The sequence below is a fragment of the Streptomyces zingiberis genome (genome assembly GCF_012034935.1).
GTDB classification, from domain to species: domain Bacteria; phylum Actinomycetota; class Actinomycetes; order Streptomycetales; family Streptomycetaceae; genus Streptomyces; species Streptomyces zingiberis.
Genome location: NZ_JAATEN010000016.1, coordinates 48840 through 74343 on the forward strand (window position 1 = coordinate 48840; position 25504 = coordinate 74343).

General features: G+C 75.8%; 24 protein-coding genes. 14 read left to right on the forward strand and 10 right to left on the reverse strand.

Annotation, left to right across the window (positions count from 1 at the left end):
• The first annotated feature begins 5 nt into the window (after window positions 1-5).
• From egtC to HCK00_RS19290, 5 genes are all read left to right on the forward strand, one after another.
• Window positions 6-809, forward strand: coding sequence for an ergothioneine biosynthesis protein EgtC (gene egtC, locus HCK00_RS19270; RefSeq protein ID WP_168103253.1), 804 nt, complete (start codon window positions 6-8; stop codon window positions 807-809).
• Window positions 806-1792 (forward strand): L-histidine N(alpha)-methyltransferase, encoded by a 987-nt coding sequence (egtD, locus tag HCK00_RS19275; RefSeq protein ID WP_168103254.1) that lies wholly within the window; start codon window positions 806-808, stop codon window positions 1790-1792. The genes egtC and egtD overlap by 4 nt, the downstream gene beginning before the upstream one ends.
• A 290-nt stretch (window positions 1793-2082) precedes the next feature.
• The gene (locus HCK00_RS19280; protein ID WP_311765390.1) at window positions 2083-2451 is read left to right on the forward strand and encodes a DUF3140 domain-containing protein; all 369 of its coding nucleotides are present in this window, start codon (window positions 2083-2085) and stop codon (window positions 2449-2451) included.
• Window positions 2452-2863: 412 nt separating this feature from the next.
• Complete coding sequence (locus HCK00_RS19285; RefSeq protein WP_168103255.1) at window positions 2864-3082, forward strand: dodecin; 219 nt, start codon at window positions 2864-2866, stop codon at window positions 3080-3082.
• A gap of 123 nt (window positions 3083-3205) precedes the next feature.
• Window positions 3206-4234, forward strand: coding sequence for a rod shape-determining protein (locus HCK00_RS19290; protein ID WP_168103256.1), 1029 nt, complete (start codon window positions 3206-3208; stop codon window positions 4232-4234).
• Window positions 4235-4527: 293 nt separating this feature from the next.
• Here the strand turns inward: HCK00_RS19290 and HCK00_RS19295 are convergent, their stop codons facing one another.
• The 3 genes from HCK00_RS19295 to HCK00_RS26995 all read right to left on the reverse strand — a co-directional run bounded on the left by HCK00_RS19295 (window position 4528) and on the right by HCK00_RS26995 (window position 8594).
• On the reverse strand, window positions 4528-6705 hold the full coding sequence (locus HCK00_RS19295) for a putative bifunctional diguanylate cyclase/phosphodiesterase (protein ID WP_311765391.1): 2178 nt from the start codon (window positions 6703-6705) through the stop codon (window positions 4528-4530).
• On the reverse strand, window positions 6702-7511 hold the full coding sequence (locus HCK00_RS19300; RefSeq protein ID WP_168103257.1) for an SAM-dependent methyltransferase: 810 nt from the start codon (window positions 7509-7511) through the stop codon (window positions 6702-6704). The genes HCK00_RS19295 and HCK00_RS19300 overlap by 4 nt, the downstream gene beginning before the upstream one ends.
• Before the next feature lie 516 nt (window positions 7512-8027).
• Window positions 8028-8594, reverse strand: a complete 567-nt coding sequence (locus HCK00_RS26995) for a hypothetical protein (protein WP_206320601.1) — start codon at window positions 8592-8594, stop codon at window positions 8028-8030.
• Between the two features lie 36 nt (window positions 8595-8630).
• Here HCK00_RS26995 and HCK00_RS19310 point away from each other — a divergent pair, with 36 nt between their 5' ends.
• Together HCK00_RS19310 and HCK00_RS19315 are read left to right on the forward strand one after the other, a co-directional pair.
• Window positions 8631-9374 (forward strand): response regulator transcription factor, encoded by a 744-nt coding sequence (locus HCK00_RS19310; RefSeq protein ID WP_168103258.1) that lies wholly within the window; start codon window positions 8631-8633, stop codon window positions 9372-9374.
• Window positions 9371-10834: a HAMP domain-containing sensor histidine kinase gene (locus tag HCK00_RS19315; RefSeq protein ID WP_168103259.1), complete on the forward strand. Its 1464-nt coding sequence runs from the start codon at window positions 9371-9373 to the stop codon at window positions 10832-10834. Before HCK00_RS19310 ends, HCK00_RS19315 begins: the two co-directional genes overlap by 4 nt.
• 379 nt (window positions 10835-11213) lie before the next feature.
• Here HCK00_RS19315 and HCK00_RS19320 read toward each other — a convergent pair whose 3' ends face one another.
• The 6 genes from HCK00_RS19320 to HCK00_RS19345 all read right to left on the reverse strand — a co-directional run bounded on the left by HCK00_RS19320 (window position 11214) and on the right by HCK00_RS19345 (window position 16671).
• The gene (locus HCK00_RS19320; RefSeq protein WP_168103260.1) at window positions 11214-11999 is read right to left on the reverse strand and encodes a CAP domain-containing protein; all 786 of its coding nucleotides are present in this window, start codon (window positions 11997-11999) and stop codon (window positions 11214-11216) included.
• Window positions 12000-12324: 325 nt separating this feature from the next.
• Entirely contained in the window at window positions 12325-13254 is a 930-nt protein-coding gene (locus tag HCK00_RS19325; RefSeq protein WP_168103261.1) for an Fpg/Nei family DNA glycosylase, read from the reverse strand.
• Between the two features lie 17 nt (window positions 13255-13271).
• Window positions 13272-13826 carry a GNAT family N-acetyltransferase gene (locus HCK00_RS19330; RefSeq protein ID WP_206320602.1) on the reverse strand — a complete coding sequence of 185 codons (555 nt, stop codon included), beginning with the start codon at window positions 13824-13826 and terminating at the stop codon, window positions 13272-13274.
• A 131-nt stretch (window positions 13827-13957) separates the two neighbouring features.
• Window positions 13958-15268, reverse strand: coding sequence for an NAD(P)/FAD-dependent oxidoreductase (locus HCK00_RS19335; RefSeq protein ID WP_168103263.1), 1311 nt, complete (start codon window positions 15266-15268; stop codon window positions 13958-13960).
• A gap of 321 nt (window positions 15269-15589) precedes the next feature.
• A complete protein-coding gene (locus HCK00_RS28760) occupies window positions 15590-16003 on the reverse strand; it encodes a DUF6343 family protein (protein WP_375781982.1) in 414 nt (137 codons plus the stop codon).
• A gap of 221 nt (window positions 16004-16224) precedes the next feature.
• A complete protein-coding gene (locus HCK00_RS19345; protein WP_168103264.1) occupies window positions 16225-16671 on the reverse strand; it encodes a DUF2267 domain-containing protein in 447 nt (148 codons plus the stop codon).
• 435 nt (window positions 16672-17106) lie between these two features.
• On the opposite strand from HCK00_RS19345, the gene HCK00_RS19350 reads away from it, so the two are divergent.
• On the forward strand, window positions 17107-17349 hold the full coding sequence (locus HCK00_RS19350; RefSeq protein ID WP_168103265.1) for a DUF6480 family protein: 243 nt from the start codon (window positions 17107-17109) through the stop codon (window positions 17347-17349).
• Window positions 17350-17461: 112 nt separating this feature from the next.
• On the opposite strand, the gene HCK00_RS19355 is transcribed toward HCK00_RS19350, so the two are convergent.
• Window positions 17462-19297 carry a transketolase gene (locus HCK00_RS19355; RefSeq protein WP_168103266.1) on the reverse strand — a complete coding sequence of 612 codons (1836 nt, stop codon included), beginning with the start codon at window positions 19295-19297 and terminating at the stop codon, window positions 17462-17464.
• Between the two features lie 447 nt (window positions 19298-19744).
• Here HCK00_RS19355 and HCK00_RS19360 point away from each other — a divergent pair, with 447 nt between their 5' ends.
• The 6 genes from HCK00_RS19360 (at window position 19745) to HCK00_RS19385 (ending at window position 25477) form a co-directional block, all read left to right on the forward strand.
• The gene (locus HCK00_RS19360) at window positions 19745-20944 is read left to right on the forward strand and encodes an FUSC family protein (protein WP_168103267.1); all 1200 of its coding nucleotides are present in this window, start codon (window positions 19745-19747) and stop codon (window positions 20942-20944) included.
• Between the two features lie 212 nt (window positions 20945-21156).
• Window positions 21157-23319, forward strand: a complete 2163-nt coding sequence (locus HCK00_RS19365; RefSeq protein WP_168103268.1) for an ATP-binding protein — start codon at window positions 21157-21159, stop codon at window positions 23317-23319.
• 43 nt (window positions 23320-23362) lie between these two features.
• Window positions 23363-23824 (forward strand): roadblock/LC7 domain-containing protein, encoded by a 462-nt coding sequence (locus tag HCK00_RS19370; RefSeq protein WP_168103269.1) that lies wholly within the window; start codon window positions 23363-23365, stop codon window positions 23822-23824.
• Window positions 23825-23867: 43 nt separating this feature from the next.
• The gene (locus HCK00_RS19375; RefSeq protein ID WP_168103327.1) at window positions 23868-24215 is read left to right on the forward strand and encodes a DUF742 domain-containing protein; all 348 of its coding nucleotides are present in this window, start codon (window positions 23868-23870) and stop codon (window positions 24213-24215) included.
• A complete protein-coding gene (locus HCK00_RS19380) occupies window positions 24193-24786 on the forward strand; it encodes a GTP-binding protein (RefSeq protein WP_168103270.1) in 594 nt (197 codons plus the stop codon). Before HCK00_RS19375 ends, HCK00_RS19380 begins: the two co-directional genes overlap by 23 nt.
• A gap of 106 nt (window positions 24787-24892) precedes the next feature.
• Window positions 24893-25477, forward strand: a complete 585-nt coding sequence (locus HCK00_RS19385) for a GAF domain-containing protein (protein ID WP_168103271.1) — start codon at window positions 24893-24895, stop codon at window positions 25475-25477.
• The last annotated feature ends 27 nt before the right edge of the window (window positions 25478-25504 follow it).

The following is a 25504-nucleotide window of genomic DNA, read 5'->3' on the forward strand; positions in this document are numbered from 1 at the left end:
CGCTGATGTGCCGCCACCTCGCCTACCTCGGCCCCGCCGTCCCGTGGCGGGACGTCCTGGTCACCCCGGAACACGCGCTGTACCGCCAGTCCTGGGCGCCCCGCCGGCAGCGGTACGGCACCGTCAACGCCGACGGCTTCGGCGTCGGCTGGTACGCCCCGGGCGACCCCGTCCCCGCCCGCTACCGCCGGGCCGGGCCCGTCTGGGCCGACCCGTCCTTCACCGACCTCGCCCGCGTGGTCCGCACCCACGCCCTGCTCGCCGCCGTCCGCGACGCCACCGAGCCGGGCGCCGACGGTGAGGCGGCCACCGCGCCCTTCGCCTCCGGGCCGTGGCTGTTCAGCCACAACGGCGCGCTCACCGGCTGGCCCGCCTCGGCCGCCCCGCTCACCGCCGCCCTGCCGCCCGAGGACCTCCTCACCCTGGAGGCCCGCTGCGACTCGGCCTTCGTCTGGGCCCTCGTCCGGCACGCCCTCCGCCGGCCGCAGGGCAAGAGGCAGGCGCAGGGGCACGGGCACGGGGACGCCCTCGCCCCGACGCCCGGCGACGCCCTCGGCTCCGCCGTGGCCCGCCTCTCCGCGGCCGCCCCCGGCTCCCGCCTCAACCTGCTGCTCACCGACGGCGCCACCATCGCCGCCACCGCCTGGGGCGACACCCTCTGGTACCTCGCCGGCCCCGCCGCCGGACGGACCGTCGTGGCCTCGGAGCCCTACGACGGCGACCCGCGGTGGACCGAGGTGCCCGACCGCACCCTGCTCACCGCCACCCGCACCGACGTTCTCCTGACCCCGCTCAAGGAGCCCAGTTGAGCCCGTTCACCCTCACCCGCACCCTCCCCGGGGACGCCACCGCCGCCGCGCTCCGCTCCGACGTCCTCCGCGGCCTCGCCACCCGCCCCCGGGAACTCCCGCCCAAATGGTTCTACGACGCCCGCGGCAGCGAACTGTTCGACCGGATCACCCGGCTCCCCGCGTACTACCCGACCCGCGCGGAGGCCGAGATCCTCACCACCCGCGCCGCGGAGGTCGCCGCCGCCACGGGCGCCCGCACCCTGGTCGAACTGGGCTCCGGCTCCTCGGAGAAGACCCGCCACCTGCTGCGTGCCCTGACCGGCCTGCGCGCCTACGTCCCCGTCGACGTCAGCGAGTCCGCCCTGCGCCGGGCCGGTGAGACCATCCTCGCCGGCCACCCCGGCCTGGAGGTGCACGCCCTCGTCGCCGACTTCGGGCACGGCCTGCTGCTCCCGGCCACCCCCGGGCCACGGCTGCTGGCCTTCCTCGGCGGCACCATCGGCAACCTCCAGCCGCGCGAACGCGCCGCGTTCCTCCACTCCGCGCGCGCCCTGCTCGAACCGGGGGACGCCCTGCTCCTCGGCACCGACCTCGTCAAGGACCCGGGAACGCTCGTCGCCGCGTACGACGATCCCGAGGGGGTCACGGCCGCGTTCAACAAGAACGTCCTCTCCGTCCTCAACCGCGAACTCGGCGCCGGCTTCGACCCCGCCGACTTCGACCACGTCGCCCGCTGGGACCCGGCGCACGAGTGGATCGAGATGCGGCTGCGCGCCCGGCACGCCCACACCGTGAAGATCCCCGCCGTGGACCTCGCGGTCTCCTTCGACGCCGGGGAGGAGATGCGCACCGAGGTCTCGGCGAAGTTCCGGCGGGAGGGCGTCACCGCCGAGCTGGCGGAGGCGGGGCTGGAGATGAGCCACTGGTGGACCGACCACGCGGGGCGGTTCGCCCTGTCGCTGTCCGGTCCCGCTTCTCCGCCCGGCCCGGCGGCGGGCTGAGCGGCCCGCCCTCCCGGTCCGGCGCGCCCGTCCGTACGGGGGACGTACCGGAGTGTGACGCCGGGCGCCCCGGGTACTACCCCCTGGGCGCGCCGCACCGCGACCGCACCCGCGCGTACCGTCACCGGCAGGCCCGTTTCCGCGCCGCCGCGCCGGGCACCCGAGGGGGGCGTGAGCGCCCGGCGCGGCACGGACCGGCTCTCCCCACCGGTACGCGCGGCGGCCGGCACGCACGCACGAGGACGACCCGAAACCCCGAACACACAGGCACCGGGCCCGGGAGGCATACCGTGGCTGAGACATCGGCTGACATCTCCACCCTCGAACTCGACGCGCTCTGGGACGAGTTCCACCGGGTGGTCAACATGACGTCCGACGAACTGGCGGCCTGGCTGCGGACCGAGTCCGCCGGCGAGGCGACCGAGACCGAACCGGACCACTCCGGACCGGAGCTCGGCCGGCGGGTGCTGCGCATCCTCCAGAAGCGCCGCACCGACCTCGAGGACGACGACATCCGCGCGATGTACAAGGTCGTCGACCGGGTCACCGCGCAGCGCCGCGAGGACTTGGAGCCCGTCGCCGGGCAGGCGCACTGGCGCCACGGGCTGATGAACATCGGGCACGACCCGCTGAAGCCCCCACGCGACACCGGCCGCTGACGGCCCGCGGCACCGCCCCGCCCACCGGTCCCCCACCGGTGACGGCGGGAACGGCGGCAGGCAGGCGGCGCCGACGGCGGACCGGCCCGCCGACGATCCGGGACGCCGGTCCGCCGCACGCGACGCGGGACCGCCGTACCGGCGCGGGGCCGTCCGGGGGCGGCACGATCCCGGACGGCCCCGCGCCGGGGGAACCACGCCGAGAACCACGAACCGCGATGAGCCAGGGTGGACCGGGGACGCCCCGCAGGGCCCTTCACCGCACGGCGCACCCGCCGCTCCTCCGTACGGCCCCCTCCGTACGGCCCCCTCCGTACGGCCCGCTCCACCGCCCGGCTCTCCCGCCTCGCGCCCTCCGCCGCTCCGGTGCACGGTGGACCTGACCGCACCCCCCGCGCGCCAGGGAGCCCCCGTGACCCACCACGTCTACTCGGTGACCGAGATCGTCGGCTCCTCGCACGAGGGGGTCGACGACGCCATCCGCAACGCCGTGGGGCGCGCCGCGGAGACCGTGCGCCATCTGGAGTGGTTCCAGGTGACCGAGGTCCGCGGCCAGATCAAGGACGGCCACGTCGAGCATGTCCAGGTCGGGCTGAAGGTGGGCTTCCGGCTGGAGGAACCCGCCCGCTGAACGGGCGCCGGCGGGTCACCCGGCCGAGGGTTCCCGGCGGGCGTGTCGCCCCGCGGTGCCGGATGCTGTACGGGAGCGGGCCCGTGCCCGCGCTCCGCTCCGTGCCGCAGGGGAGGACCCGAGGTGCCCGTCAACCTGGAAGAGATGCGCCGCTGCTCCGTCGCCGTCGATCTCGGCGCGTCCCGGAGCAGGGTGTATGTGAAGGACACCGGGATCGTCGTCGACGAGCCGAGCGTCGTCGCCGTCAACACCCGCACCGCCGCCCTGCTCGCCGTGGGCGAGATGGCGGAGCGGATGACCGGCCGGACGCCCGACCACATCCGGGTGGTCCGCCCCGTGCAGGGCGGCACGGTCGTCAACGTCGACCTCGCCCAGCGGATGCTCCGCCACCTGATCGGCGGGAAACTGCGCCGGACCCGTATCCGGCGCCCCGGCATGCGCTTCGCCGCGTGTGTCCCCTACGACAGCGAGCCCCTGGCGCAGCGGGCCGTCCGCGAGACCCTGGCGGCGCTCGGCGCCCGCCGGGTCGAGCTGGCCGACACCCTGGTCTGCGCCGCCGTCGGCTCCGGCCTCCCCGTGGAGGACCCCGAGGCGACGATGATCGTGCTCTGCGGCGCGGGCACCACCCAGGTGGCCGTGTTGTCGCTCGGCTCGATCGTCGCGGCGGAGACCGTGCCCGTGGGCGGCGACTCCCTGGACCACGCGGTCGTCGAACACCTGCGCGGCCGCCATGAACTGCTCCTGGCGCACCACGCGGTCCGCCCGCTGCGGACCCTGCTGCACACCCCGGGCCGGGCGCCGGCCGTCGCCGAGGTGCACGGCCGTGATGTGCGGACCGGGCTGGCCCGCACCGTGGCGATCGACATCGAGGGCGTCCGCCAGGCCGTCAACAGCCCGCTGACCGCCGTGCTCGACGCGATCCGCACGGTGCTCCGCCGCTGCCCGCCCGACCTGGTCGCCGACCTCTCCGACCGGGGCGTCGTCCTCGCCGGTGGCAGCGCCCTGCTCACCGGGCTGGACGGGCTGCTCAGCAGTTCCACCGGCATGCCCGTGCGCACCGCCGAGACCCCCGACACCTGCGCCGTCCGCGGGCTCGGCGCCATGATGGAGGGGCGTGTGGAGGCGATGCGCCTCGATCCCCTGGCCGGATGACGGCTCGCGCGTGACGGCCGGCGCCCGGCGGCCGGCCGGTCGGACGGCACGGTGGCGGAGCCACGGCCGATCCGCCGGCCCCGGCCCCTCGACCACCCCGACGGCCACCCCTGCCCGGCGCCGGCCCGCTTCCGGTCCGGTCCCGCTCGCCGCCTGCGCGATGGTGCCGCTCCTGCCCGGATCTCGCTGCCAAAGGCTTGTTATTTTTCCTCGGACCCGCGGTGACCCCGTTCGGAGAGGACATCGGTGATCTTCGGAAGGGCCCGGCGCCCGCCGGACTCGCGCCCGGGGCGTCAGGTCGCGTCGGCCAGGGAGAGGGTGTGGAGGTGCTCGGGCGGGCCGGGACGCGCGTAGTACCAGCCCTGGGCGGTGTCACAGCCCAGGATCCGCAGGTGCTCGGCCTGGATCCCCGTCTCCACGCCCTCCACGGTGACCGCGAGGTCGAGGGTGTGGGCCAGGGAGACGATCCCCTCCACGATCTTGATGTCCACGGGGTCGGCCGGGTCGCGCTGCATCCCGCGGGTGAAGGACCGGTCGAGCTTGAGCGTGCTGAGCGGCATCCGGCGGAGGTTGGACAGGTTGGAGTACCCGGTGCCGAAGTCGTCCAGGGCGATGTCCACCCCGAGATCGGCCAGTTCGCGCAGCGGCTTCAGCAGGCTCTCGTCCGCGCCGATCAGCGCGCTCTCGGTGACCTCCAGGCAGAGCGAGGACGGTTCGAGCCCGGCCTCCTTGAGGACCTCCACGGTGTCCCGCACCAGGTTCGGGTGGTGGAGCTGGCAGGGCGACAGATTGACGTTGACCCGCAGCGGCCGGCCGTCGATGTGCTGGAACTTCCACTCCCGCGCCTGCCGTACGGCCTCCTCCAGCACCCAGCGGCCGAGCGGCACGATCAGTCCGGTGTTCTCCGCCAGCGGGATGAACTGGTCCGGGCCGAGCACCCCGCGCATCGGGTGGGACCAGCGCACCAGCGCCTCCGCGCCGTTCACCTGGCCGTCGCTGAGCCGCACCAGCGGCTGGTACTCGATGAAGAACTCCCCGCGCTGGAGCGCCCTCGGCAGGCTGTTGGTGAGGCCGTGACGGGTGATGGCGCGGGTGTCGGCCTCGGGGTCGGCGTGCTCGTAGCGGTTGCCGCCGGCGGCCTTGGCCCGGTACATCGTGATGTCGGCGCTGCGCAGCACCTCCGCCGCGCCGAGCCGGCCCGCGGCCCCGTCGACGATGCCGATGCTGCCGCGGACGGTCAGCTCCTTGCCGGCGATGGAGACCGGCTCGGAGAGGGCGTCGAGAATGCGCTCGGCGAAGTCGGTGACGTCCTTCTGCTCGGGCGGGTCGTTGATCAGGGCCACGAACTCGTCCCCGCCGATGCGCGCCACGAGCTGCCCGGGACCCGTGACACAGCTCCCGAGCCGGTCGGCGACGGCGACGAGGAGCTGGTCGCCCACGGAGTGCCCGAGGTGGTCGTTGACGGTCTTGAAGCCGTCCAGGTCGAGGTAGCACAGGCCGAAGCGGCCGCCCTCCCGGGCCGCGACGGCGGACTCCAGCCGCTCGAAGAAGAAGGTGCGGTTGGGCAGCCCGGTGAGGGCGTCGTGCGTCGCCTCGTAGCGCAGCCGCAGGTTGAGCAGGCGGCGCTCGGTGATGTCCTCGATGAGGGCGAGGACATGACGGGGGGTCCCCTCGCGGTCGCGGAGCAGCGAGACGGTGAGGTTGGTCCACAGCACGGTGCCGTCGTTGCGGTAGTACGGCTTGTCCACCCGGAAGTGCTCGCGCTCGCCCCGCATCACCTCGGCGAGCATCGCCCAGACCCCCGGGGCGTCCTCGGGGTGCGTCCACTCGGTGACCAGGCGGCTGCGGACATGGTGTTCCAGGCCGCCGAACATCCGGGTGAGGCTCTCGTTGATGTCGATGATCCGGCCGTCCATGTCGGCGATGCCGATACCGATGACGGCGCCCTCGAAGACCGCCCGGAACCGCGCCTCGCTGGCGTGCAGCGCCTGCTCCGCCTCGGCCTGGGCGCGCAGCGCCGCGCGGGACATGGACTCCTGCTCCGAGCGGGTGCGCTCGCGCAGTGCCTCGGCGAATCCCTCGGCGACGGCGTGCTGGAGCCGGGTGCAGCGGGCCCGGAGCTGCTCCACGGGCTGCGGCTCGTCCGGCGGGCAGTAGAGGGTCAGATACGAGTCGATCACACCGAGGGTGTGGGGCAGGCTGGCGGGCTCGGTGCAGTGGGCCGCGACCAGCGCCGCGCCCACCTCCAGCCCGGCGCCGGGGTCGAACGGCCGGGTCCGCAGGGCCTCGGCCAGCCGGCGCGCCTGCGGGACCAGGTGCTGCTCGAACTCCGCCCGCGTCATCGAGGTGGCGGTGGCGGGGTAGATGGCCCGGCTCCAGATCGCGGCGAAACGTCTCAGCCGGTCGTCCGGCCCGTCGGGGGAGGCACCGGGGCCGGCGGCTCCGGCCCCGGGCGGCTGTGCGGTGGTCACGCCTTGCGCCCCACACCGGCGAAGCCGATGTACACGGACGGATCCTCGGTCTCACCGGTCTCGGGCCGCCAGTCGGGCATGGGGACCACGCCGGGCTCGACCAGTTCGAAGCCCTCGAAGAACCGGGTGACCTCCGCGCGGGACCGCATCACCAGCGGGGAGGTCGCGTTGCGGTACACACCCTCGATGTCGTCACCCTGGCGGGTGGTGAAGACGGAACCGTCGGTGGAGGCGTGGGTGAGGACCAGCAGGCTGCCCGGGGCGAGCGCGTCACGGAGCCGCGCGACGCACTCGGTCGGCCGGTTCTCGTCGGTCATGAAGTGCAGGACGGCGACGAGGAGCAGCGCCACCGGCTTGTCCAGGTCGAGCAGCCGGGCCACCTCGGGGCTCTCCAGGATCCCCTCCGGCTCGCGCAGGTCGGCCGCGGCGATGACCGCGCGCTCGTTCCCCTCCAGCACGGCGCGGCTGTGCGCCACCGCCACCGGGTCGTTGTCCACGTAGACGACGCGCGCCTGCGGGCTGGCGGCCTGGGCCACCTCGTGGACGTTGCCGAAGGTCGGTATGCCGGAGCCGATGTCGAGGAACTGGGTGATGCCCTGGTCGATCGCGTGGCGTACGGCCCGCCGCATGAAGGCGCGGTTGGCCTGCATGACCTTCGGCAGCGACGGCATGATCTCCATGGCCTTGCGCGCCGCCTCCCGGTCGGCCTCGAAGTTGTGCGAGCCGCCCAGGTAGTAGTCGTAGATCCGGGACACGCTCGGCACGGAAAGGTCGATGCCCTGAGGGGCCCAGGAGGGTCGCTCCATCGGTGGTCTCCAAGTGTTCGGCCAGGAGGCCCGGCTGCTTTTGGGCCGGTTGTACGCGCTTGAGGCTACTGATTGGCCGTCAGCAGGGGAACCTCAAACGGAAATCTGCGGTCCGTTCCAGTCACGAACCAGGGGCATGTGCACATACGGCAGGGAGTTGCGCCCCATCCATCCCGCCCACATCACGGGCTTACCACGGCAGCACGGTACTTCAGGCGTCGCCGCTCCGCCCCCGGGACCACTTTTCCGCCAGTTCGGGGTCCGGCCGGATGTCCTGAGGACGCGGGGCGGTCCCCGCCCGTCCCGCGCTAGGCTGTCGGCGCCTGTGTCCCGCGGAGGGGCCCGCGGGGAGAGGGGCCGCGGCTCCCGCAGGGGCCTTCTCCCCCGCGTCCTCCCCCATGCCGGGCCCGCCGCCAGGTACCCGCATCCCGGTCCGTGTCCTCGGCGCCCTCGGCGCCCTCAGCGCGCGGGGTACCCCACTCCCCTCGTCTCACGGCCCGCGCCATACCCCCGTGATCACCAGGTCGTCTCCTTGATCGTCGCCTTGTGCTGCGGCGTGGCGGTGGCGGTGATCTCCGAGCGCCGGCGGTCCCCGGAGAAGGTCACCGTCAGCGCCGCCGGGTCGCTCTGCCGGGTGCGGACCGTGAACCCCCGGGTGGGCACCGCCGAGACCAGGCACACCCCGCGCGCGCCGAAACGGACGGTCGCCTTCCCGCCCGCCGAGTCGATGGTGTGGACCCCCGCGCCTCCCTCGCAGTCCACCGGGGCGGGGCCCCGGGGCGTGCTCGGGGCGGGCGGCGGCGGGGTGGTCAGTGGGGGCGTGGGGGTGGTGGACGGCGGGCGGGCCGTCGTCCGGGACGGGCGGGCCGGGGCCGCCGTCCGGCCGGCCGAGGGGGTCCCCGGGGTGGCGGTGGCGCTCGGCGGGCGGCTGGTGGAGGAGGTGAACACCGTCGGCGCCGACCGGGCCGCCAGCGGCTTGGGCCCGGTCGATCCCACCACGAAGTGCACGGTCAGCAACACCGCCGTCACGCTGACCGCGGTGCAGGAGAGCCACAGGAGGAGATAGCGGAGATAGCGGGCCACGACACCATGGTGACGTACGGGATACCGTGCAGAGCCATGGCTTCCGTGCTGGTCGTCGAGGACGACCCCGTCATACGCGCCGCGCTCATCGAGGTGCTCTCCGCGCACGGCCACGTGGTGCACAGCGCGGCGCAGGGGTTCGAGGCGCTGCGCGAGATCACCTCCCGCCCGCCCGACGTGGTCGTGCTGGACCTGGGCCTGCCCGATCTGGACGGCACGGACGTGCTGCGGATGCTGCGCGGCATCTCCCGGGTGCCGGTGGTGGTGGCCACCGCCCGGGACGACGACGCGGAGGTGGTCACACTGCTGAACGCCGGCGCGGACGACTACGTCGTCAAGCCCTTCTCCGGCGAGCAGCTCGCCGCGCGGATCGGCGCGGTGCTGCGCCGTACCGCCACCGGGGCCGGCGTCCCGGCCGGTGCCCCGCTCGCCGCCGGCCCGCCCGGGGCGGTTCCGGACGAGTCCGGCGCCGCGGCGCGACCGCTGGTGGTGGGCGACCTGGTGGTGGACCCGCGGGCCCGGGCCGCCTCGCTGGCGGGGCGCGAGCTGCGGCTGACCCGGCGCGAGTTCGACCTGCTGGCCTATCTCGCGGCCCACGCGGACCAGGTGGTCTCCCGGCGGCGTATCCTCGCCGACGTCTGGCGGCAGCCCTATGTCGAGGACCAGACGATCGACGTCCATCTCTCCGCGCTCCGCCGCAAGCTGGGCGAGCGGGCCGCCCGGCCGCGCTACCTGCACACGGTGCGGGGCATCGGGATCAAGCTGGTGTCGCCGCGATGAGACGGGCCCTGGCCGGGGTCGCGCTCGCGGTGACCTCCATGGTGGCGCTCTCCTTCCTGATCCCGCTGGCCCTGCTCGTGCAGTCCGAGGCACGGGACCGCTCGACCACGGAGGCCGAGCAGCGGGCCTCCGCCCTGGCCCCGGTGCTGGCGCTCTCCACCCGCTCCCGCGACGTCCAGCAGGCGGTCTCCGCGCTGGACCCCGGGCGGCGGCTGGCGGTGCACCTGCCGGACGGGGAGGTGATCGGCACCCGGCACGCGCCGGCGTCCGCCCTGGCCCGGGCCGGCCGGGAGCGGGCGACGCTGGCCCTGGACACCGACGAGGGCTGGGTCTACCTCCAGCCGGTGATCCTGGCCGGGGACCGGGTGGCCGTCGTGGAGTCCTTCGTCCCCCGGGCCGCCCTCAACCGGGGCGTGACGCTCTCCTGGGTGGTGATGTCCCTGCTGGCGGTGGGGCTCGTGGCGGGGTCGGTGCTGGTGGCGGACCGGCTGGGCGCCCGGGTCGTGCGCTCCTCACGGGAGCTGTCCCGGGCCGCGCACGCGCTGGGCGGCGGTGACCTCGGGGTGCGGGTGGAGCCCGCCGGGCCCCCCGAGCTCCAGGAGGCGGGCCGGGCGTTCAACTCGATGGCGGACCGGGTGACGGGGCTGCTGGCCACCGAGCGGGAACTGGTGGCGGACCTCTCCCACCGGCTGCGCACCCCGCTGACCGCGCTGCGGCTGGAGGCGGAGCGGCTGGGGCCCGCCCCCGGGTCCGAGCGGCTGGCCCGGGCCGTCACCCAGCTCCGGACGGAACTGGACTCGATCATCTCCGCCGCCCGTACCCCGCTGGCGGTGAACCCTCCGGGCGCCGGCGCGGCGCACGGCGGGGAGGAGACGGGGAACCGCTGCGAGGTGTCGGCGGTGGTGCGGGAACGGGTCGAGTTCTGGCGGGTGCTCGCCGGTCAGCAGGATCGTTCCTGCCGACTGGTGGCCACGGCCGAGCCGACCCCCGTGCGGCTGGGGCACGACGATCTCGCGGCGGTCGTCGACGCGCTGATCGGCAACGTCTTCCAGCACACGCCGGAGGGAACGGCCTTCGCCGTCGAGGTGGAGCGCACCGCGCAGGCGGTGGTGCTCTCCGTGGACGACGCCGGCCCCGGCATCGCGGACCCCGACCTCGCCCTCGCCCGGGGCGTGAGCGTCGGCGGCTCGACGGGGCTGGGCCTGGACATCGCCCACCGGGCGGCGCGCGCCACCCGGGGCGACGTCACCATCGGGCGGGGACCGCTGGGCGGCGCCCGGGTCCGGGTGACGCTGGGCCTGGCGGCCGCGGGCGCCCCGGCGGGTACCGGCTCCCGGGCCTCGCGCGCGGTGCGCGCGGCCACCCGGCGCGGCCGGCGTGCGCGGCGCCACCGCCCGCAGGCCGGGGGCGTCCCGGGTGGCACGAGTGCTCCGGACCCGGACGGCACCGTCCGGGACTGACGGGAGCGGCACCGGGGGCGGCGACGGGAGCGCCGGACGGACCGGCGGCGGGAGCGGTATCCGCCGGGCGGACCGGCGCGCGCCCTCGTGGCTCGCACCCGTCCCCGGCCGGTGGCGGGCCCGGGGAAGGTGGCGGAACGAGCGGGGGCGCGAACCGGCGGCGGTGCCGCCGGCGGGAAACCCGGCCACGGCCAGGCCCTCCGCTCGCCCCGGGCGGTCCTCCGGAGCCCTTCGTCCGGCGGCCCGGAGCCGTGACGGCCCCGGTGATGCCGCCGCCCGGGGAGTCCGCCGGGCCCACCGGGCGGGGCCAGGCCACCGCCTACGCCGACGCGACCGGCACCCCGGCACCGCGCGGACGCCCTCGGGCGTCATCGGCCCGTCAGCGGCCGGTGGCGAAGACCTGGGTCCACCAGGGGCCGCCGGCACGCTCCTCGACCCCGAGGCCCATCTCGCGGAAGCCGCAGTTGAGGATGTTGGCCCGGTGGCCCTCGCTGTTCATCCAGGCGTCCATCACGGCCCCGGCGTCGGGCTGGCCCTTCGCTATGTTCTCGCCGACGGCGGACCAGCGGTACCCCTCCCGCTCGACCCGCTGGTCGACGGTGGAGCCGTCGGTGCCGGTGTGGGAGAAGTTCCCGCTGTCCGCCATGGCGTCGCTGTACTTCCCCGCGGCGGCGTCCAGCCGGGCGTCGGCGGTCACCGCCGGGCAGCCGGCGTCCGCCCGTGCCTGGTTGACCAGGTTCAGGACCTCGCCGGCCACTCCCGGCGCGCCCGTGCCGGCGGGGGTCTCCGCCCGCGGGGCCGGGGGCTGGGGGGCGGTGGTCCGCGGTGGCCGGCTCGCCCGCTCGGTCCGGCGGTCCGCCTTGGGGACGGCCGTGCTCCGCTCCGGGCGGGGCGCGGTGGTGCTCTTCTCCGGCCCGGGGGAGGCGCTCCGCCGGGTGGCCGGGGGCGAGGACGAGGCGGAGCGGTCACCACCGCTCTCGGCGCGCGGCAGCGAGGGGGTGACCCGCGCCGGCGCGTCACCGGAGCGGGCCGAGACGGCGGGGCCCTCCCCGCCGTTGAGGGCGGCGACCCCGGCACCGACCCCGGCCACGACCGCGACCGCCCCGGCCGCCAGGGCTATGGGCCCCACGGGGGCGGAGCGGCGCTTGCGGTGGCGGGGGCTCATGGGGTGGGGACCTTTCGGACGTGTACGTCCGTACGGCCCGCGCTGGGACGCGGGCCGTGCGGACCTGGGACCGCCGGCGGTGACCTCGCCGACGAGCCCGACCCTAGAGGCCCCGATCCGGAACGATCCGCACACAGGCAGATTCTTAAAGCACCCATAAGGAAGTGCTCAGAATCCGCTTGGAGAGCCACCACGCACCGCCACCGTCGCGGTCCCCGCCCTCACCGAACGTCACGGCGGCCCGCCGCGCCTCCGCGCGGTCCTCGCCGGGCCGGCGCGGGCCTCCCCGCCCGGGGCCGGACCCGGTGCCGCCCGGCCCTCCCGCTCACTTCAGCAGCCGGGACATCCGGCGGTCGGAGAGCGTCCGGCCACCCGTCTGGCAGGTCGGGCAGTACTGCAGGGAGGAGCCGGCGAAGGACACCCCGCGCACGGTGTCCCCGCACACCGGGCAGGGCTCCCCCGTCCGTCCGTGGACCCGCAGTCCGCTCCGCGCGGCGTCCGCCAGGCGCGCCGGTTCCACGCCGCTCAGCCGCTCCACCGCTTCCCGCAGCGTGTGGCGCGCCACCCGGTACAGCTCGGCGGCGCGCTCCTCGCCGAGGTCGGCGGCGAGGAGGTACGGGGAGAGCCGGGCGGCGTGCAGGATCTCGTCCGAGTAGGCGTTGCCGATACCGGCGACGACGCTCTGGTCCCGCAGCACGCCCTTGATGCGGCGGCGCTCCCCGCGCAGCAGCCCGGTGAAGACCTCCACGGTGAACGTCTCGCCGAGCGGTTCGGGGCCCAGCCGCGCGATGCCGGGCACCTGAGCCGGATCGCGGACGCAGGAGACGGCGAGGGCCTTGCGCGAGCCGGACTCGGTCAGGTCGAACCCGGCCGCGGACCCCCCGTCCGGGGCGGCGCCGCCCGCCGCGCCGGGCCCGTCGGCGGGTTCGAGGCGGACGCGCAGGGCCAGCGGCCCGTACCCGGGGCGGGAGGGGGCGGCGGGAGCGGTCCGGTGCCAGCGGACCCGCCCCGCGCGGGCGAGGTGGAAGACGAGGTGGAGGGGGCCCTGGGAGCCGGCGGAGCCGTCGGCCGTCACGGCGGTGAACTTCCCGTACCGCCGCACGCCGGTGACCAGCAGCCCCTCCAGGGCGGTGAGCGGTGGGTCGTACGTCTTCAGCACGTTCACCGCCGCGGGGCGGACCTGCCGGATCCGGCGGCCGGTGAGCCGGTCGCCGAGGAACCGGGCGAGGACCTCCACCTCCGGCAGTTCCGGCATGTCCCCAGTGTGCCGGTTCAGAGGCGGCGGTGCATGACGTGCAGTCCGACATAGCCCTTGACGGGGTGGTGGAAGCCCTCCGGGACGGTCGCCAGGATCTCGAAGCCGAGGGAGCGCCAGAGGGCGACGGCCCGGGTATTGCTCTCCACCACGGCGTTGAACTGCATCGCGCGGTAACCGTCCTGCCGCGCCTGGTCGAGAACGTGGTGGCCGAGGGCGCGGCCGACGCCCCGCCCGGCGGCCCCGGGGGCGACCATGAAGCTGGCGTTGGCGACATGCGCCCCGCCGCCCATCTGGTTGGGGTGGAGCTTGGCGGTGCCGAGCACCGTCCCGCCGGCCCCGCCACCACCAGCGCCACCACCAGCGCCGCCGTCACCGGCACTGCCCCCCTCGCTCCCGCCGCCGTCCACGGCCACGAGGGTGCGGCCCGGCGCCGGAGGCGTCCACACGGCTCGGGCCGCCTCCTCGTCCATGTCCCGGGGGTAGGTGTAGGTCTCGCCCGCGGCGAGGATGAGGCGCATGAACGCCCAGATGCCGGGCCAGTCGGCCGCGGTGGCTGCTCTGATGTGCATGGCGGCCAGCATGCCCCGTGCGGCCCCGGGACGGCGAACGTGTTTCCGCCCCGGTCGCCCGGGAGCGCCCCCGTCGTGAGCGGGGCGTTCCCGGGTGACCGGGGCCGGGGCCGGGGCCGGGGCCGGGCCGCTCAGCCGCTGAGCCGGACGGGCAGCTCGGGGGCGTTGTTCTCCAGGGGCACCGCGTCGGAGCGGACCAGCCCCATCTGCACGGCCTGCCGGGACAGGGCGGCGTCCAGCAGCCAGTCCGCGCCGGTGCGCACCCGGTTCCCCGGCATGGCCGCCAGGTGGTAGCCGCGGGTGACGGCCTTGGCGACCGGGCCGGACAGCGGGACCTGCAACGGGTTGGCCGCCGCCTGGAACCCGCCGAGGTCCACCACGAACCCCAGGTCGCGATGGCGGTACCGGCGCCGCTCGCCCCGGCCGTAGGAGGCGGCGATGTTGTGCGCGACCGTCCGGCCCTGGCGCCAGGCGTGCTGCGCCGTCATGGGCGTGATCTCGCCCGGGTTGTTGAGGTCCGGCACGGCGGCCGCGTCGCCGCAGGCGAACACCTCGGGGTGGCCGGGCACGCTCAGGTAGGCGTCGACGCAGAGCCGGCCCTTCGCGGTCTCCAGCCCGATGTCGCCGACGAGGGGGTCGGGCCGGACGCCGACACACCAGATCAGGGAGTGGGTGGGGACGAACCGCCCGTCGGTGAGGCGCACCCCCTCCTTGGTCGCCTCCTCCACGGAGACGCCCATGGACACCTCCACGCCGCGCCGGGTCAGGACCCGCTCCGCGGTCTCGGCCATGTGCTCCGGCAGGCCGGGCAGCACGCGCGGGGCGATGTCCAGCAGCTTCCAGCGGGGCGGCTCGCGGTCCCGGAGCGTGGGCTGCGTGCGGGCGAGTTCATCGGTGAACAGCTTGCCGTGCGCGGCGACCTCGGTGCCCGTGTAGCCGGCGCCGACCACCACGAACGTGGAACGGGCGGCGCGCTCCTCGGGGTCGTCCGCGGCACCGGCCATCTCGATCTGGCGCGTCATGTGGTCCCGCAGGTAGAGCGCCTCCGGCATGCCGCGGAAACCGTGGGCGTGTTCCGTGACGCCGGGGATCGGCAGCAGCTTGTTGACGCTGCCGGCGGCGAGGACCAGCCGGTCGTAGGAGATCTCACGGCGGTGGCCCTCGGGGTCGACCAGGCCGACGGAGCGCCGGGTCAGGTCGACGCTGTCCGCCTCGCCGAGGATGAGCCGGACGTCGGGCAGGGTGCCGGGGATCGACACCGAGATCCGCCGGGGTTCGAGGATGCCGGTCGCCACCTCCGGCAGCAGCGGTACGTAGAGGAAGTAGTCGTGCGGGTTGATCAGCACGACGTCGGCCGCGCCCTTGGAGAGGCGGCAGAGGGTGCGGGCGGTCTGGTAACCGGCGAAGCCGGCTCCGACGATCACGATGCGCGGTCGGCTCATGGTGGTGTCCAGTTCGCTTCCTTGTCGGCTGCTTGTCGGCTGCTTGTCGCTGCTTGTCGACGGAATTTCGGCGTCTTGTCGGCGTCAGGGGCCGGCGGGCCGGTCACGGGCGGGCCACCTGGCGGGGGCTCCGGGGCGGGAGCCGGCGTCCGCGGGCCCGTGCGTCGGGGCGTCGGGGCGTCGGGGCGTCGGGTGATCTTGGCCAGGTCTCCGCCTGCGGGTTCCCCGCCGCCGCGGGACAAATCCCCCGTGGCGGTCCGGACCGGCGGGCGGGCGGACAGGCCGGCGGGCGGGCGCCGGGCGGCCGGGCCCGGCGTGGCCTCAGCCGCGGCCGCCGCGTTCGCGGCGCCGCCGCCGCACCACGACCACCAGGTCCACCGCCGCCAGGACGGCGAGCGCGGCGCACACCCCGGCGACCACGGCCAGCCCGTCACCGCTGGGGACCGACCCCGGTCCCGCCGACGCGGCCCAGAGCGAGAAGACCACCGCGCCCAGCACGAACAGCGGGGTGTACACGGCGGCCAGCACCAGCCGCAGCCCGAGCGCGCTGCGTGCGGTGACCGGCTCGGTCCCGGTGCGTTCCAGCCGCCGGCCGACGACACCCGAGCGCGAGCGGGGAACCGGCTCCGGGCCACCGGTCCCACCGTCCGCAGGGGTGTCCGCCGGCCGCTCCCCGGCGCCGCCGTCCGGCGCGTACCGGCGCGGGTCGCCGGCTCCGCCGTCGTGCTGGTTCATCGGTATGCGCCTCCTTGAGGGGGTTTCTGTGGGCCGGTACGTTCCCCGCTCCGGCACGGCCGCGGCGGGCCGGCCGGGACGTGCGGGCCGCCGGTCAGGGCTCCACGGCCCCGGCGGGAGGCCCCGGCGAGCGGGTTCCGCCGTGTGATGGTGTGCGAGTTCCGTGCGGGTGCCGCGCAGGTTCCGTGCGCCGCGTCCGGCGGGCCGCGGGTGCTGCGCCCTCAGGCGCCCGGCCCGGCTTCCCGCGCCCGGTTCTCCGGGAGGAGTTCGCCGATGTCGGCGGGGAGGACGGCCATGAGCTTGTGCATCAGCTCCGGGTCGACGGCCGCGTCCAGCGCCTCCAGCACCGCCGCGGCCTCCCGCAGCGCGGTCGCCTCGGAGCTGCCGGTGCGCCAGGCGATCCGTCCCGCGAAGGCCGTCAGGTCGAAGCTCTCGCCGTGCTCGCGGCTGTGTTCCCGCTGCCGGGGAGCCGCCTCGTGGGCGGCGGTCACCCGCCGCACCGCCTCCGCCGCCCCTTCGGGGAGCTGGGCCGCGAGGTGGTCGGCGAGGCCGTCCGGCACCCGCTCGGCCAGCGTCTCCAGCGTGGCGCCGAGCGCGCGTTCGGCGCTCTGCCGGTCCGGGAGTCCGGCCCGGGCCTGCACCGTGCCCGTGAGTTCCTCGTAGCGCATGATGAGCACCGCCTCGGTGAACGACTGTGGTCCTGCGTTCTCTGTGGCCCGGTGGCCCCTCGGGTCCACCCGTCGCCGGTTCCGGCCGGCCCGGAGGGCCGCCCGGGCCGGGTCCGCGCGCCGCGCATGGCCCGCGGTGGCGCCCGGACCCGTCACTGCTGTCCGGGTGACCACTCGGGGCCGGTCCGTAACCCGCCGGCGGCGGAAAATCCGTGCCCGGTCCCGGAGGGCCGGTCCCGGAGGGCCGGGCCCGCGGAGCACGGCACGGCGGAATCGGACATGTTCCGCCGCTCCGGGTGGCCGGTCCGGCGCTCCCGGTCACGCGGCCCCGCCGCCCTTCGCCACGCGACCTGCCGGGCGGGGGCACCGCCCGGCCCCCCGGCGTCCGCGCCGGACACCAGGTGTGAAGACCGGATACCGGTTCACCCGGAGGCCATGGAGAACAGGAAGCAGGACCAGGACCCCGACCCCCGCACCACCCCCGGTCTGGAGCCGGGGGGCGGCGTACCGCCCGGCGAGACCCCTCCTCTGGAGGGCAGCCTCTCCGAGAGCGGGCCGGAGGAGACGCCGCACAACCCGCCGAAGGGGTGGAGCAGGGGACCGCTGATCGTCATCGCGGTCGTCGTGCTGCTCTTCGCCGTCTTCATGGTGGCGCGGGCCGCGAGCCTGTGGGAGTGACGCGCGGCCGGCCCGGGGCGAGGGGGCCGGTGCGCCCCGGCGGCGGCCCGGCCTCCGGGGCGGCCGGTGGCCCGGGCACCCCGGGTGGGTGCCCGGGGTGCCCGGGCGGCGGTCAGCCCGTCGCCGACACCAGGCGGCGGGCGGCCGCGACGATCGCCTCGGCGTCGATCCCCGCGGCGGCGAGCTGCTGCGCGGCGGTGGCCGAGTCGGGCATGGTGCGGACGGCCAGCCGGACCACGCGCGGCACCGGCCGGCCGTCGGCGAACGCCTCCAGCACCGCGTCACCGAGTCCGCCCTCCGGCCGGTGGTCCTCGACGGTGACGATGCGCCCGGTGTCCTCGGCGGCCCGGTGCAGGGTGTCGGCGTCCACGGGCTTCACCGAGTAGCAGTCGATCACGCGCGCCGCGATGCCCTCCTCGGCGAGCCGGTCCGCGGCGATCAGCGCCTCGTGCACGGTGACGCCCGCGCCGGCCAGCGTCACCCGGTCCTCGCCGGAGGAGCGCAGCACCCGGCTGCCGCCGACGGCGAACGGCTCGTCCGGCCCGTAGAGCACCGGGAAGGCGTCCCGGGAGGTCCGCAGGTAGCTGATGCCGGGCCGGTCGCAGACCGCCGACACCAGGCGGGCCGTCTGGTTGGCGTCGCAGGGGTGGAGGACGGTGCTCTCGTGCACCGAGCGGAACATCGCCAGGTCCTCCAGCCCCATCTGGGAGGGGCCGTCCTCCCCGATGGCGACCCCCGCGTGCGAACCGGCGACGGCCAGCTTGGCCCCGCTCACCGCCGCCATCCGCAGGAAGTCGTGGGCCCGGGTCAGGAAGGCCCCGAAGGTGGAGACGTAGGGGGTCCAGCCGCGCGCCTGAACCCCCGTGGCGGTGGCCACGAGCTGCTGTTCGGCGATGTAGCACTCGATGAACCGCTCGGGGTGCTCCTCGGCGAAGAACTTCGCCCGGGTGGAGTCGCTGACCTCGCCGTCGAGCGCGACGACATCGCCGCGGGCCGTGCCGAGCGCCGCAAGGGCCTGCCCGTAGGCGTCCCGGGTGGCGACCTCGTCGCCGGGCTCGTACACCGGCAGCGCCAGGTCGGCGCGCGGGTGTTCGGGGGCGCGGACCTCCGGGGGCGGCTGGACGTCGACCAGCAGGTCCCGCCGGCCACCCAGCTCGGCGACGGCCTCGGCGGCGTCCGGCAGCGGCTTGCCGTGGGCGCCCTCCCGGTCCCGTACGGCGGAGACGCCCTGGCCCTTGACGGTGCGGGCGATGACGGCGGTGGGGCGGCCGGTGGTCTCACGGGCCTCGGTGTAGGCGGCGTCCACGGCGGCCGGGTCGTGCCCGTCGACCTCGACGGTGTGCCAGCCGAAGGCCCGGATCCGCGCCGCGTAGGCGTCGAGGTCCCACTCGTGACGGGTGGGACCCCGCTGGCCGAGACGGTTGACGTCGACGATCGCGGTGAGCTGGTCCAGCCCTTCGTGCCCGGCGTACTCGAACGCCTCCCACATCGAGCCCTCGGCGAGTTCGCTGTCGCCGCACAGCACCCACGTCCGGTACGGCAGCCGGTCCAGGCGCTTCCCCGCGAGCGCCAGCCCGGCACCGACCGGCAGCCCCTGGCCGAGGGAGCCGGTGGCCACGTCCACCCAGGGGAGCCGGGGGGTGGGATGGCCCTCCAGCCGGCTGCCCTGCTGCCGGAAGGTGAGCAGTTCGTCGTCGCCGACCGCGCCCGCGGCCTTGAACAGGGCGTACAGCAGTGGCGACGCGTGGCCCTTGGAGAAGATCAGGTGGTCGTTGCCGGGGTGGGCGGGGTCGCCGAAGTCGTACCGCAGATGCCGGGCCAGCAACACGGCCATCAGGTCGGCAGCCGACATCGAGGAGGTCGGGTGGCCGGACCCGGCGGCGTCGGCGGCCCGTACGGCGTCGACCCGCAGTTGCTGTCCCAGTTCACGGAGGTGTTCGAGATCCATGGGTTCCTTAACTCTCAGTTCTCAGTTCTCAGTTCTCAGCTCGCGGCGCGCGGCTTCCCGGCGGTGGCCGGATGGTCGGGGGGCGGAGGGGCCCGGCGGCGGACCGCGGGAGCCTCTCCCGGGCTGCGGGACAACAGGGCGTTCCGGCTGGAGTACCCCGCATCGGGCGCGCCATCCCCCGGCCGTCCGGTGCGATTCCGGCGGTACGGCGCGCCGCCGCGGGCCCCCGCCCCGCCCGCCGCACGCCCTCCCCCGCCCGCGCTCCGCGCCACGGCCCCGGCGGCTCCCGCCCGTGTCCCGCCGGGTCCCGCCGCCGTCCCACCCGGCCCCGCGGGCGCGCGGAGCGAACCCGAGACGGGGCGGCCGCCCGCCGCGTCCGGCGTGAGCGCCAGATCACCCCGGGCCGGATGCGTGAGAGGAGCACCGGCGTGGCACGCGCAGGGGACGATGTCACGCACCGCTCACACCTCCCGCATCCCGCACCCCCGTTCCCCGCGCCCCTGGCTGCGCTCCGAGGCCACCGCCGCGCTCCGCGCCGCGCGGCGGGCCGCGCGGGGCCCCGGCCGCGAACGCGACCTGGCCGTCCAGTCGCTGAAGGCGGCGCTGGCCGCCGTGCTCGCCTGGCTGCTCTCCTCGTGGCTGCTGACGGACACCCTCGCCCTGATGGCGCCGTGGGTGGCGCTGGTCCTGGTCCAGGCCACCGTCTACCGGTCGATGGCGCGCGGCGCCCAGCAACTGGCGGCGATCGCGCTGGGCACCGTCCTCGGCACGCTCACGCTCGCGCTGCTCGGGCACCCGGTGGCCGCGATGGCGGCGGTGCTGCCGCTGACGATCCTCATCGGCAACTGGCCCCGCTTCGGCGACCAGGGCATCTACAGCGCCACCGCGGCCCTGTTCACCGTGACGGCCGGCGGGGAGGCCTCGGCCGCGATCGCCGGGGAGCGGGTGCTGGCCGCGCTCCTCGGGGCCGGGGTGGCCGTGGCCGTCAACGCCCTGCTCCGCCCGCCGACGTATCTGCGCGACACCTGCAAGGCGGTGTGGAACGTGGTCTGCGAGGCGTCCCGGCAGCTGGAGACCATCGCGGACGGGCTGGAGGAGCCACTGGAACGCGACCGGGCGCTCGGCTGGTACCACCGCGCCCAGCGGCTGCCGCGGCTCATCGACGGGGTGCGCTCCTCGGTGGCGTGGACCCGGGAGAGCGTGTGGTTCCACCCGGAGAAGGAGAAGCGCGGCGAGGCGCGGCGCCTCGCACCCTGGTACGACGAGACGCTGCACACCCTGGACGACGTCGCGGGGAACCTCTCCGCGCTGACCGGCATCCTGCTGGAGGCGGCCGACGGCGACTCCGCCGTCCCGCGCCCGGCCGCCGGGGTGACCGAGCCGTACGCCGCCTTCCTCCGCGAGGCCGCCGCGGTGCTGCGCGCCTACGGGGAGTGGGTGACCCACCCCGACACCGGGAAGGAGCGCGAGGAACTGGACGCACGGGCGGACCGCGTCCGGGAGACCCACGACCGGCTGCGCGGGGAACTGCCCCGGTGGGCCACCGGGGATCCCGAGGCGGTGGCCTTCTTCGGGTCCCTGCTCCGGCACGCGAGGGCACTGACCGAGCGGCTGTCCCCCGACCAGGCCGGTGATCATCAAACCTAGTACCTGGCGCTACGCTGTGCGGCGGCACGCGGTCACCGCCCTCCCGGGTGGTGGATCCGCAGGCCACCTGCCTGCCGTAATCCGGTGTGGCGTAGGGTGGCGGCGCCCCCGAGAGTCACCAATTACCCTTGTCCACACGCGCGTTGACGGTTAGCCCGCCCGTGAACCGACTGATCACCGGTGCGCCCCCGGCTGACCCGGAGGAAACCTTCATGTCCGCACCTGGCGCCTACGCCGCCCGCTCCGGGACCGACTCCGGTCCCGCCCCCCGCAGCGGGCGGCACGGCAGCCCCCCTCCCCACGAGGCCGCCGCCGACGCGGCGCTCCGCTCGCGGACGGCGCGGCTGGCCGCGCTGCCCGCGCTGGCCGTCACCCTGATCGCGGTGGCCGCCCTGGTGTTCGTGCTGCGGACCACCGAGTCCGGAAGTGACACGGCGGCAGGCTGGTGGGTGACGGTCGGTCTGGCCGTGATCGGCTGCGGCGTGGTCACGGCCGCCGCCGCGGCGGGGGATGCCCAGGCCCGCTCCACGGTGCGCCGGTACGCGGCGCTGCGCCGCTCCGCCGGCCGCGCGCAGTCCGACCTCCAGGAGCTGCTGCGCAGGCTGGAGGCCGGCGAGCGCATCCCGCCGTACACGCCGCCGCAGCAGCCCCGGGCCGAGGGGGACTGCCTGGACCTCGTCGCCTTCGAGTTCTCCCGGACCCAGCGCGCCGCCGAGGCAGCCGTCGTCCAGGCCGCCCACGCGGTCCGCGGTGAGTCGGACAACCGGGAGAAGGTGGAGGTGTTCGTCAACCTCGCCCGCCGGCTCCAGTCCCTCGTCCACCGCGAGATCGAGCTCCTCGACGAGCTGGAGAATGAGGTCGAGGACCCCGACCTCCTCAAGGGCCTCTTCCACGTCGACCACCTCGCCACCCGCATCCGCCGTCACGCCGAGAACCTCGCCGTGCTCGGCGGCGCCGTCTCCCGGCGCCAGTGGAGCCGCCCCGTGACCCTCACCGAGGTGCTGCGGTCCTCGATCGCCGAGGTGGAGCAGTACTCCCGGGTCAAGCTGGTGCCGCCGATCGAGGGCACCCTGCGCGGCCACGCGGTGGCCGACGTCATCCACCTCCTCGCCGAACTCGTCGAGAACGCCACCCTCTTCTCGCCTCCGCACACCCAGGTGCTGCTCCGGGCGCAGCGGGTCTCGGCCGGTCTCGCCGTCGAGGTGGAGGACCGGGGGCTCGGCATGCCCGGCGAGGAGCAGGAGCGGATGAACGCGCTCCTCGCCGACCCGGGCCGGATCGACGTGGGCGAGCTGCTCCAGGACGGCCGCATCGGGCTCTTCGTGGTCTCGGCGCTGGCCCGCCGGCACGGCCTCGCCGTCCAGTTGCGGAACAACATCTACGGCGGGGTGCAGGCCGTGCTGGTGCTGCCGCTCGCCCTGCTCGGCTCCGACACCACCGACCCCCGCGGCATCCCGGTGACGGGCGCCGGCGAGCCCCCCGCGGTCGCCCCCGGCGTCCCCGCGGGCACCGGCGGGCGGCAGAACGGGCAGACCCCGGCCCCCCTCCGGGGCGGTTCCCCCGCGGAGGGCGGGGAACGGCCCGTGCCGCCGGAGATGCCCCGGGAGCAGCGGGAGGCCGGCCCGGCGGGCGGCGGCCCCGGCCCCGCTCATGGTTCCTCTCGTGGCCCAGCCCATGACGTCGACCGGGACGGCCCGCCGACGATGACGCTGCAGCCGACCCCGGCCGCCCGCGGCGCCGGCTACGGCCACGAGCGGGACGGGCGCGCCCCGCACCCCCAGCCGAACGCGCACACCCCGCCGGCCCCTCGTGAGGGAGGCGCCCGCCCGGCCGCCCCCGCCGGGCCCGCGACGCCCCCGGGCGGGTCACCGGCCGTCGGCTCCGGGCCCTCCGGGGTACGCCACCACCCCGGGCCGCCGGCCGAGCACGCCGGCGGGCAGCCGCGGCCCGCGGGCACCGGTGGCGGACCGGGAGCGCACCCGCCCGCCCGGACTCCCGCGCCGCCGCCGGCCCTGCCCCAGCGCGCCCCGCACCCGGGCGCGCCACACCCCGGCGCCGGGCCCACCAGGGCCGCCGAGCCCGGTCCGCCGGCGCCCCGGCCCACGCAGCCCGGCGGGTACCCCGGCGAGGACTTCGGCGGAGACTTCGGCGACGACTTCGGCGGGCACGGTGACCGCCCGGTGCTGCCGCGGCGGCGCCGTCAGGAGCACCTCAGCCCCGAACTGCGGGACTCGCCGGGCCCCCGGACGGTGCCTGCGGACCGCGGGCCGCAGGCCGAACACGACCCCGAGCTGATGGCGGCGTTCCGCCGCGGTTTCGGCCTCGCGGAAGCGCCCGGCGCCCGCGAGGAGAAGGGCACGGACAGCACCCGCTGACCGTGTCTCCCCACCCTCCCTGACCCGAGGAGACGACCCTTCCATGGTGAGCGACATGCGCACCGGCCAGAGCAACGACCTTTCCTGGCTCCTGGCCGGCCTCGTCCAGCGCGTGCCCCATACCCGCAGCGCGCTGCTGCTGTCGTCGGACGGCCTGGTGAAGGCGGCCGACGGCCTCGACCCGGACGCCGCGGACCACATGGCGGCCCTGGCCTCCGGACTCCACTCCCTGGCGCGCAGCGCCGGCGTCCGTTTCGACAACGGCGGCGAGGTGCGCCAGGTGGTGGTCGAACTCGACGGCTCGCTGCTGTTCGTGTCGGCCGCCGGCTCCGGCGCCTGTCTGGCCGTGCTGGCGAGCCGGGAGTCCGACCCGTCCGTGCTGGGGTACGAGATGGCCATGCTCGTGAAGAGCGTCCGCCCGTATCTGGGGACTCCGCCACGGCGCCCGGCGGCGGGCGGCGGGCCCGAGGGCGCCGGGCCGCTGGGCCCCGGACCGGGACGCTGACGTGCCGCGTTTACCCGATGACGCGGAGCCGGACGCCCTGTGGATGGACGACAGGGCCGGCCGGCTGGTCCGTCCCTACACGGTCAGCAACGGGCGTACCCGGCCGTCCTCGGAACTCGGCCTGATGACGCTGGTGATGGCCACCGGTTCCCGGCCGAAGAACTACCTGGGCCCGGACCACGCCCAGGTGCTGGAGCTGTGCGGCGGGCCGATGTCGGTCGCCGAACTCTCCGCCCATGTCCGGCTGCCCGCGGTCGTCACCAAGGTCCTGCTGTCGGACCTGGTCGACTGCGGGGCGGTCACCACCCGTGAACCCCGTACGGCCGCCGCGGTCCGTACCGACAAGGATGTGCTGAAGGCGGTGCTGCATGGACTACGCAAACGGCTCTGACCCCTTCCCGACCGCCCTCAAGATCCTGGTGGCGGGTGGTTTCGGGGTGGGCAAGACCACCTTCGTCGGCAGCGTCAGCGAGATCGAGCCGCTGTCGACGGAGGAGCTGCTCACCCAGGTCAGCGCCCGTACCGACCCGCTGGACGGGGTGGAGGCCAAGGCGACGACGACCGTCGCCATGGACTTCGGCCGGATCAGCCTGGACGGCAACCACGTCCTCTACCTGTTCGGCACCCCCGGGCAGGAACGGTTCTGGTTCCTCTGGGACGAGCTGTCCAGCGGTGCCCTCGGCGCGGTGGTGCTGGCCGACACCCGCCGGCTGGAGCACTGCTTCTCGGCGGTGGACTTCTTCGAGCGCCGCGGCATCTCGTTCGTCGTCGCCGTCAACGAGTTCGACGGGGCCCACCGCTACACGCCCGACGAGGTGCGGGCCGCGGTGGACCTCCGGCCGGAGGTCCCGGTGGTGCTCTGCGACGCCCGCCACCCGGACTCGGGCACCCATGTGCTGCTGGCCCTGGTCCAGCACCTGCTCACCTCGGTCCCGGGGCAGCCGGCCGGGGTCACGGGCTGAACCGGGGGCCGCTCCGCCCCGTACCCCCTGTCCCCCGGCCGTCGCCCTTCCTCCGCCCCCGTCCCCTCTCCCTCCCCCGTACGTCCCCCGAACGGAGAAGCCACCCGTGGCCGCACCGACACCCCCTCCCTCCTACGACCCGACCGGTCATCTCCTGCTCACCCCCGAGGACGGGCAGGCGCCGGCGCGCCGGGTCCGCCTGAACGAACTCGGCCTCGGGGACAACCCGGTGCCGGAGTTCGACGACTTCGCCCGGGAACTGGCCCGTGTCACCGGGGCCCCCTACGCGATGGTCAACTTCATCGACGAACACCGCCAGTACTTCGCGGGCCTGTACACCCCCGGCAGCGGGGGCTCCGGGGTCGAGTTCGGCCCGGTGGCGCCGGAGCCGGGCCGGGTCATGGCCCGCGACCACGGCTACTGCCCGCACGTCGTGGTGCGGCGCAAGGCGCTGGTGCTGGAGGACGTCTGCGACTACCCGCGGTTCGCGGGCAACCCGGTGGTGGACGAGATCGGCATCCGGTCCTACATGGGTGCCCCGCTGATCGACCGGACGGGCATGGCGCTGGGGACGGTCTGCGTGGTGGCCCAGGAGGCGCGGCCGTGGGGGCGGCAGGGCCTGGAGACCATCAAGGCGATGGCCGCCGAGCTGGTGGACCGGATCCACCACCGGGAGGCCGGCGGGCTCTGAGCCCGCACCGTGCGGGTCCGGCGCGGG

Bases quoted from the DNA above. Each gene is read 5' to 3' on its own strand.
- HCK00_RS19315 (WP_168103259.1), top strand. From the start codon at position 9,371: ATGAGACGGGCCCTGGCCGGGGTCGCGCTCGCGGTGACCTCCATGGTG.
- HCK00_RS19310 (WP_168103258.1), top strand. From the start codon at position 8,631: ATGGCTTCCGTGCTGGTCGTCGAGGACGACCCCGTCATACGCGCCGCG.
- HCK00_RS19330 (WP_206320602.1), bottom strand. From the start codon at position 13,826: ATGCACATCAGAGCAGCCACCGCGGCCGACTGGCCCGGCATCTGGGCG.
- HCK00_RS19325 (WP_168103261.1), bottom strand. From the start codon at position 13,254: ATGCCGGAACTGCCGGAGGTGGAGGTCCTCGCCCGGTTCCTCGGCGAC.
- egtC (WP_168103253.1), top strand. From the start codon at position 6: ATGTGCCGCCACCTCGCCTACCTCGGCCCCGCCGTCCCGTGGCGGGAC.
- HCK00_RS19300 (WP_168103257.1), bottom strand. From the start codon at position 7,511: ATGGAGCGACCCTCCTGGGCCCCTCAGGGCATCGACCTTTCCGTGCCG.
- HCK00_RS19375 (WP_168103327.1), top strand. From the start codon at position 23,868: ATGGACGACAGGGCCGGCCGGCTGGTCCGTCCCTACACGGTCAGCAAC.
- HCK00_RS19370 (WP_168103269.1), top strand. From the start codon at position 23,363: ATGGTGAGCGACATGCGCACCGGCCAGAGCAACGACCTTTCCTGGCTC.
- HCK00_RS19345 (WP_168103264.1), bottom strand. From the start codon at position 16,671: ATGCGCTACGAGGAACTCACGGGCACGGTGCAGGCCCGGGCCGGACTC.
- HCK00_RS19320 (WP_168103260.1), bottom strand. From the start codon at position 11,999: ATGAGCCCCCGCCACCGCAAGCGCCGCTCCGCCCCCGTGGGGCCCATA.
- HCK00_RS19360 (WP_168103267.1), top strand. From the start codon at position 19,745: ATGTCACGCACCGCTCACACCTCCCGCATCCCGCACCCCCGTTCCCCG.
- HCK00_RS19350 (WP_168103265.1), top strand. From the start codon at position 17,107: ATGGAGAACAGGAAGCAGGACCAGGACCCCGACCCCCGCACCACCCCC.
- HCK00_RS19355 (WP_168103266.1), bottom strand. From the start codon at position 19,297: ATGGATCTCGAACACCTCCGTGAACTGGGACAGCAACTGCGGGTCGAC.
- HCK00_RS28760 (WP_375781982.1), bottom strand. From the start codon at position 16,003: ATGAACCAGCACGACGGCGGAGCCGGCGACCCGCGCCGGTACGCGCCG.
- HCK00_RS19380 (WP_168103270.1), top strand. From the start codon at position 24,193: ATGGACTACGCAAACGGCTCTGACCCCTTCCCGACCGCCCTCAAGATC.
- HCK00_RS19365 (WP_168103268.1), top strand. From the start codon at position 21,157: ATGTCCGCACCTGGCGCCTACGCCGCCCGCTCCGGGACCGACTCCGGT.
- HCK00_RS19335 (WP_168103263.1), bottom strand. From the start codon at position 15,268: ATGAGCCGACCGCGCATCGTGATCGTCGGAGCCGGCTTCGCCGGTTAC.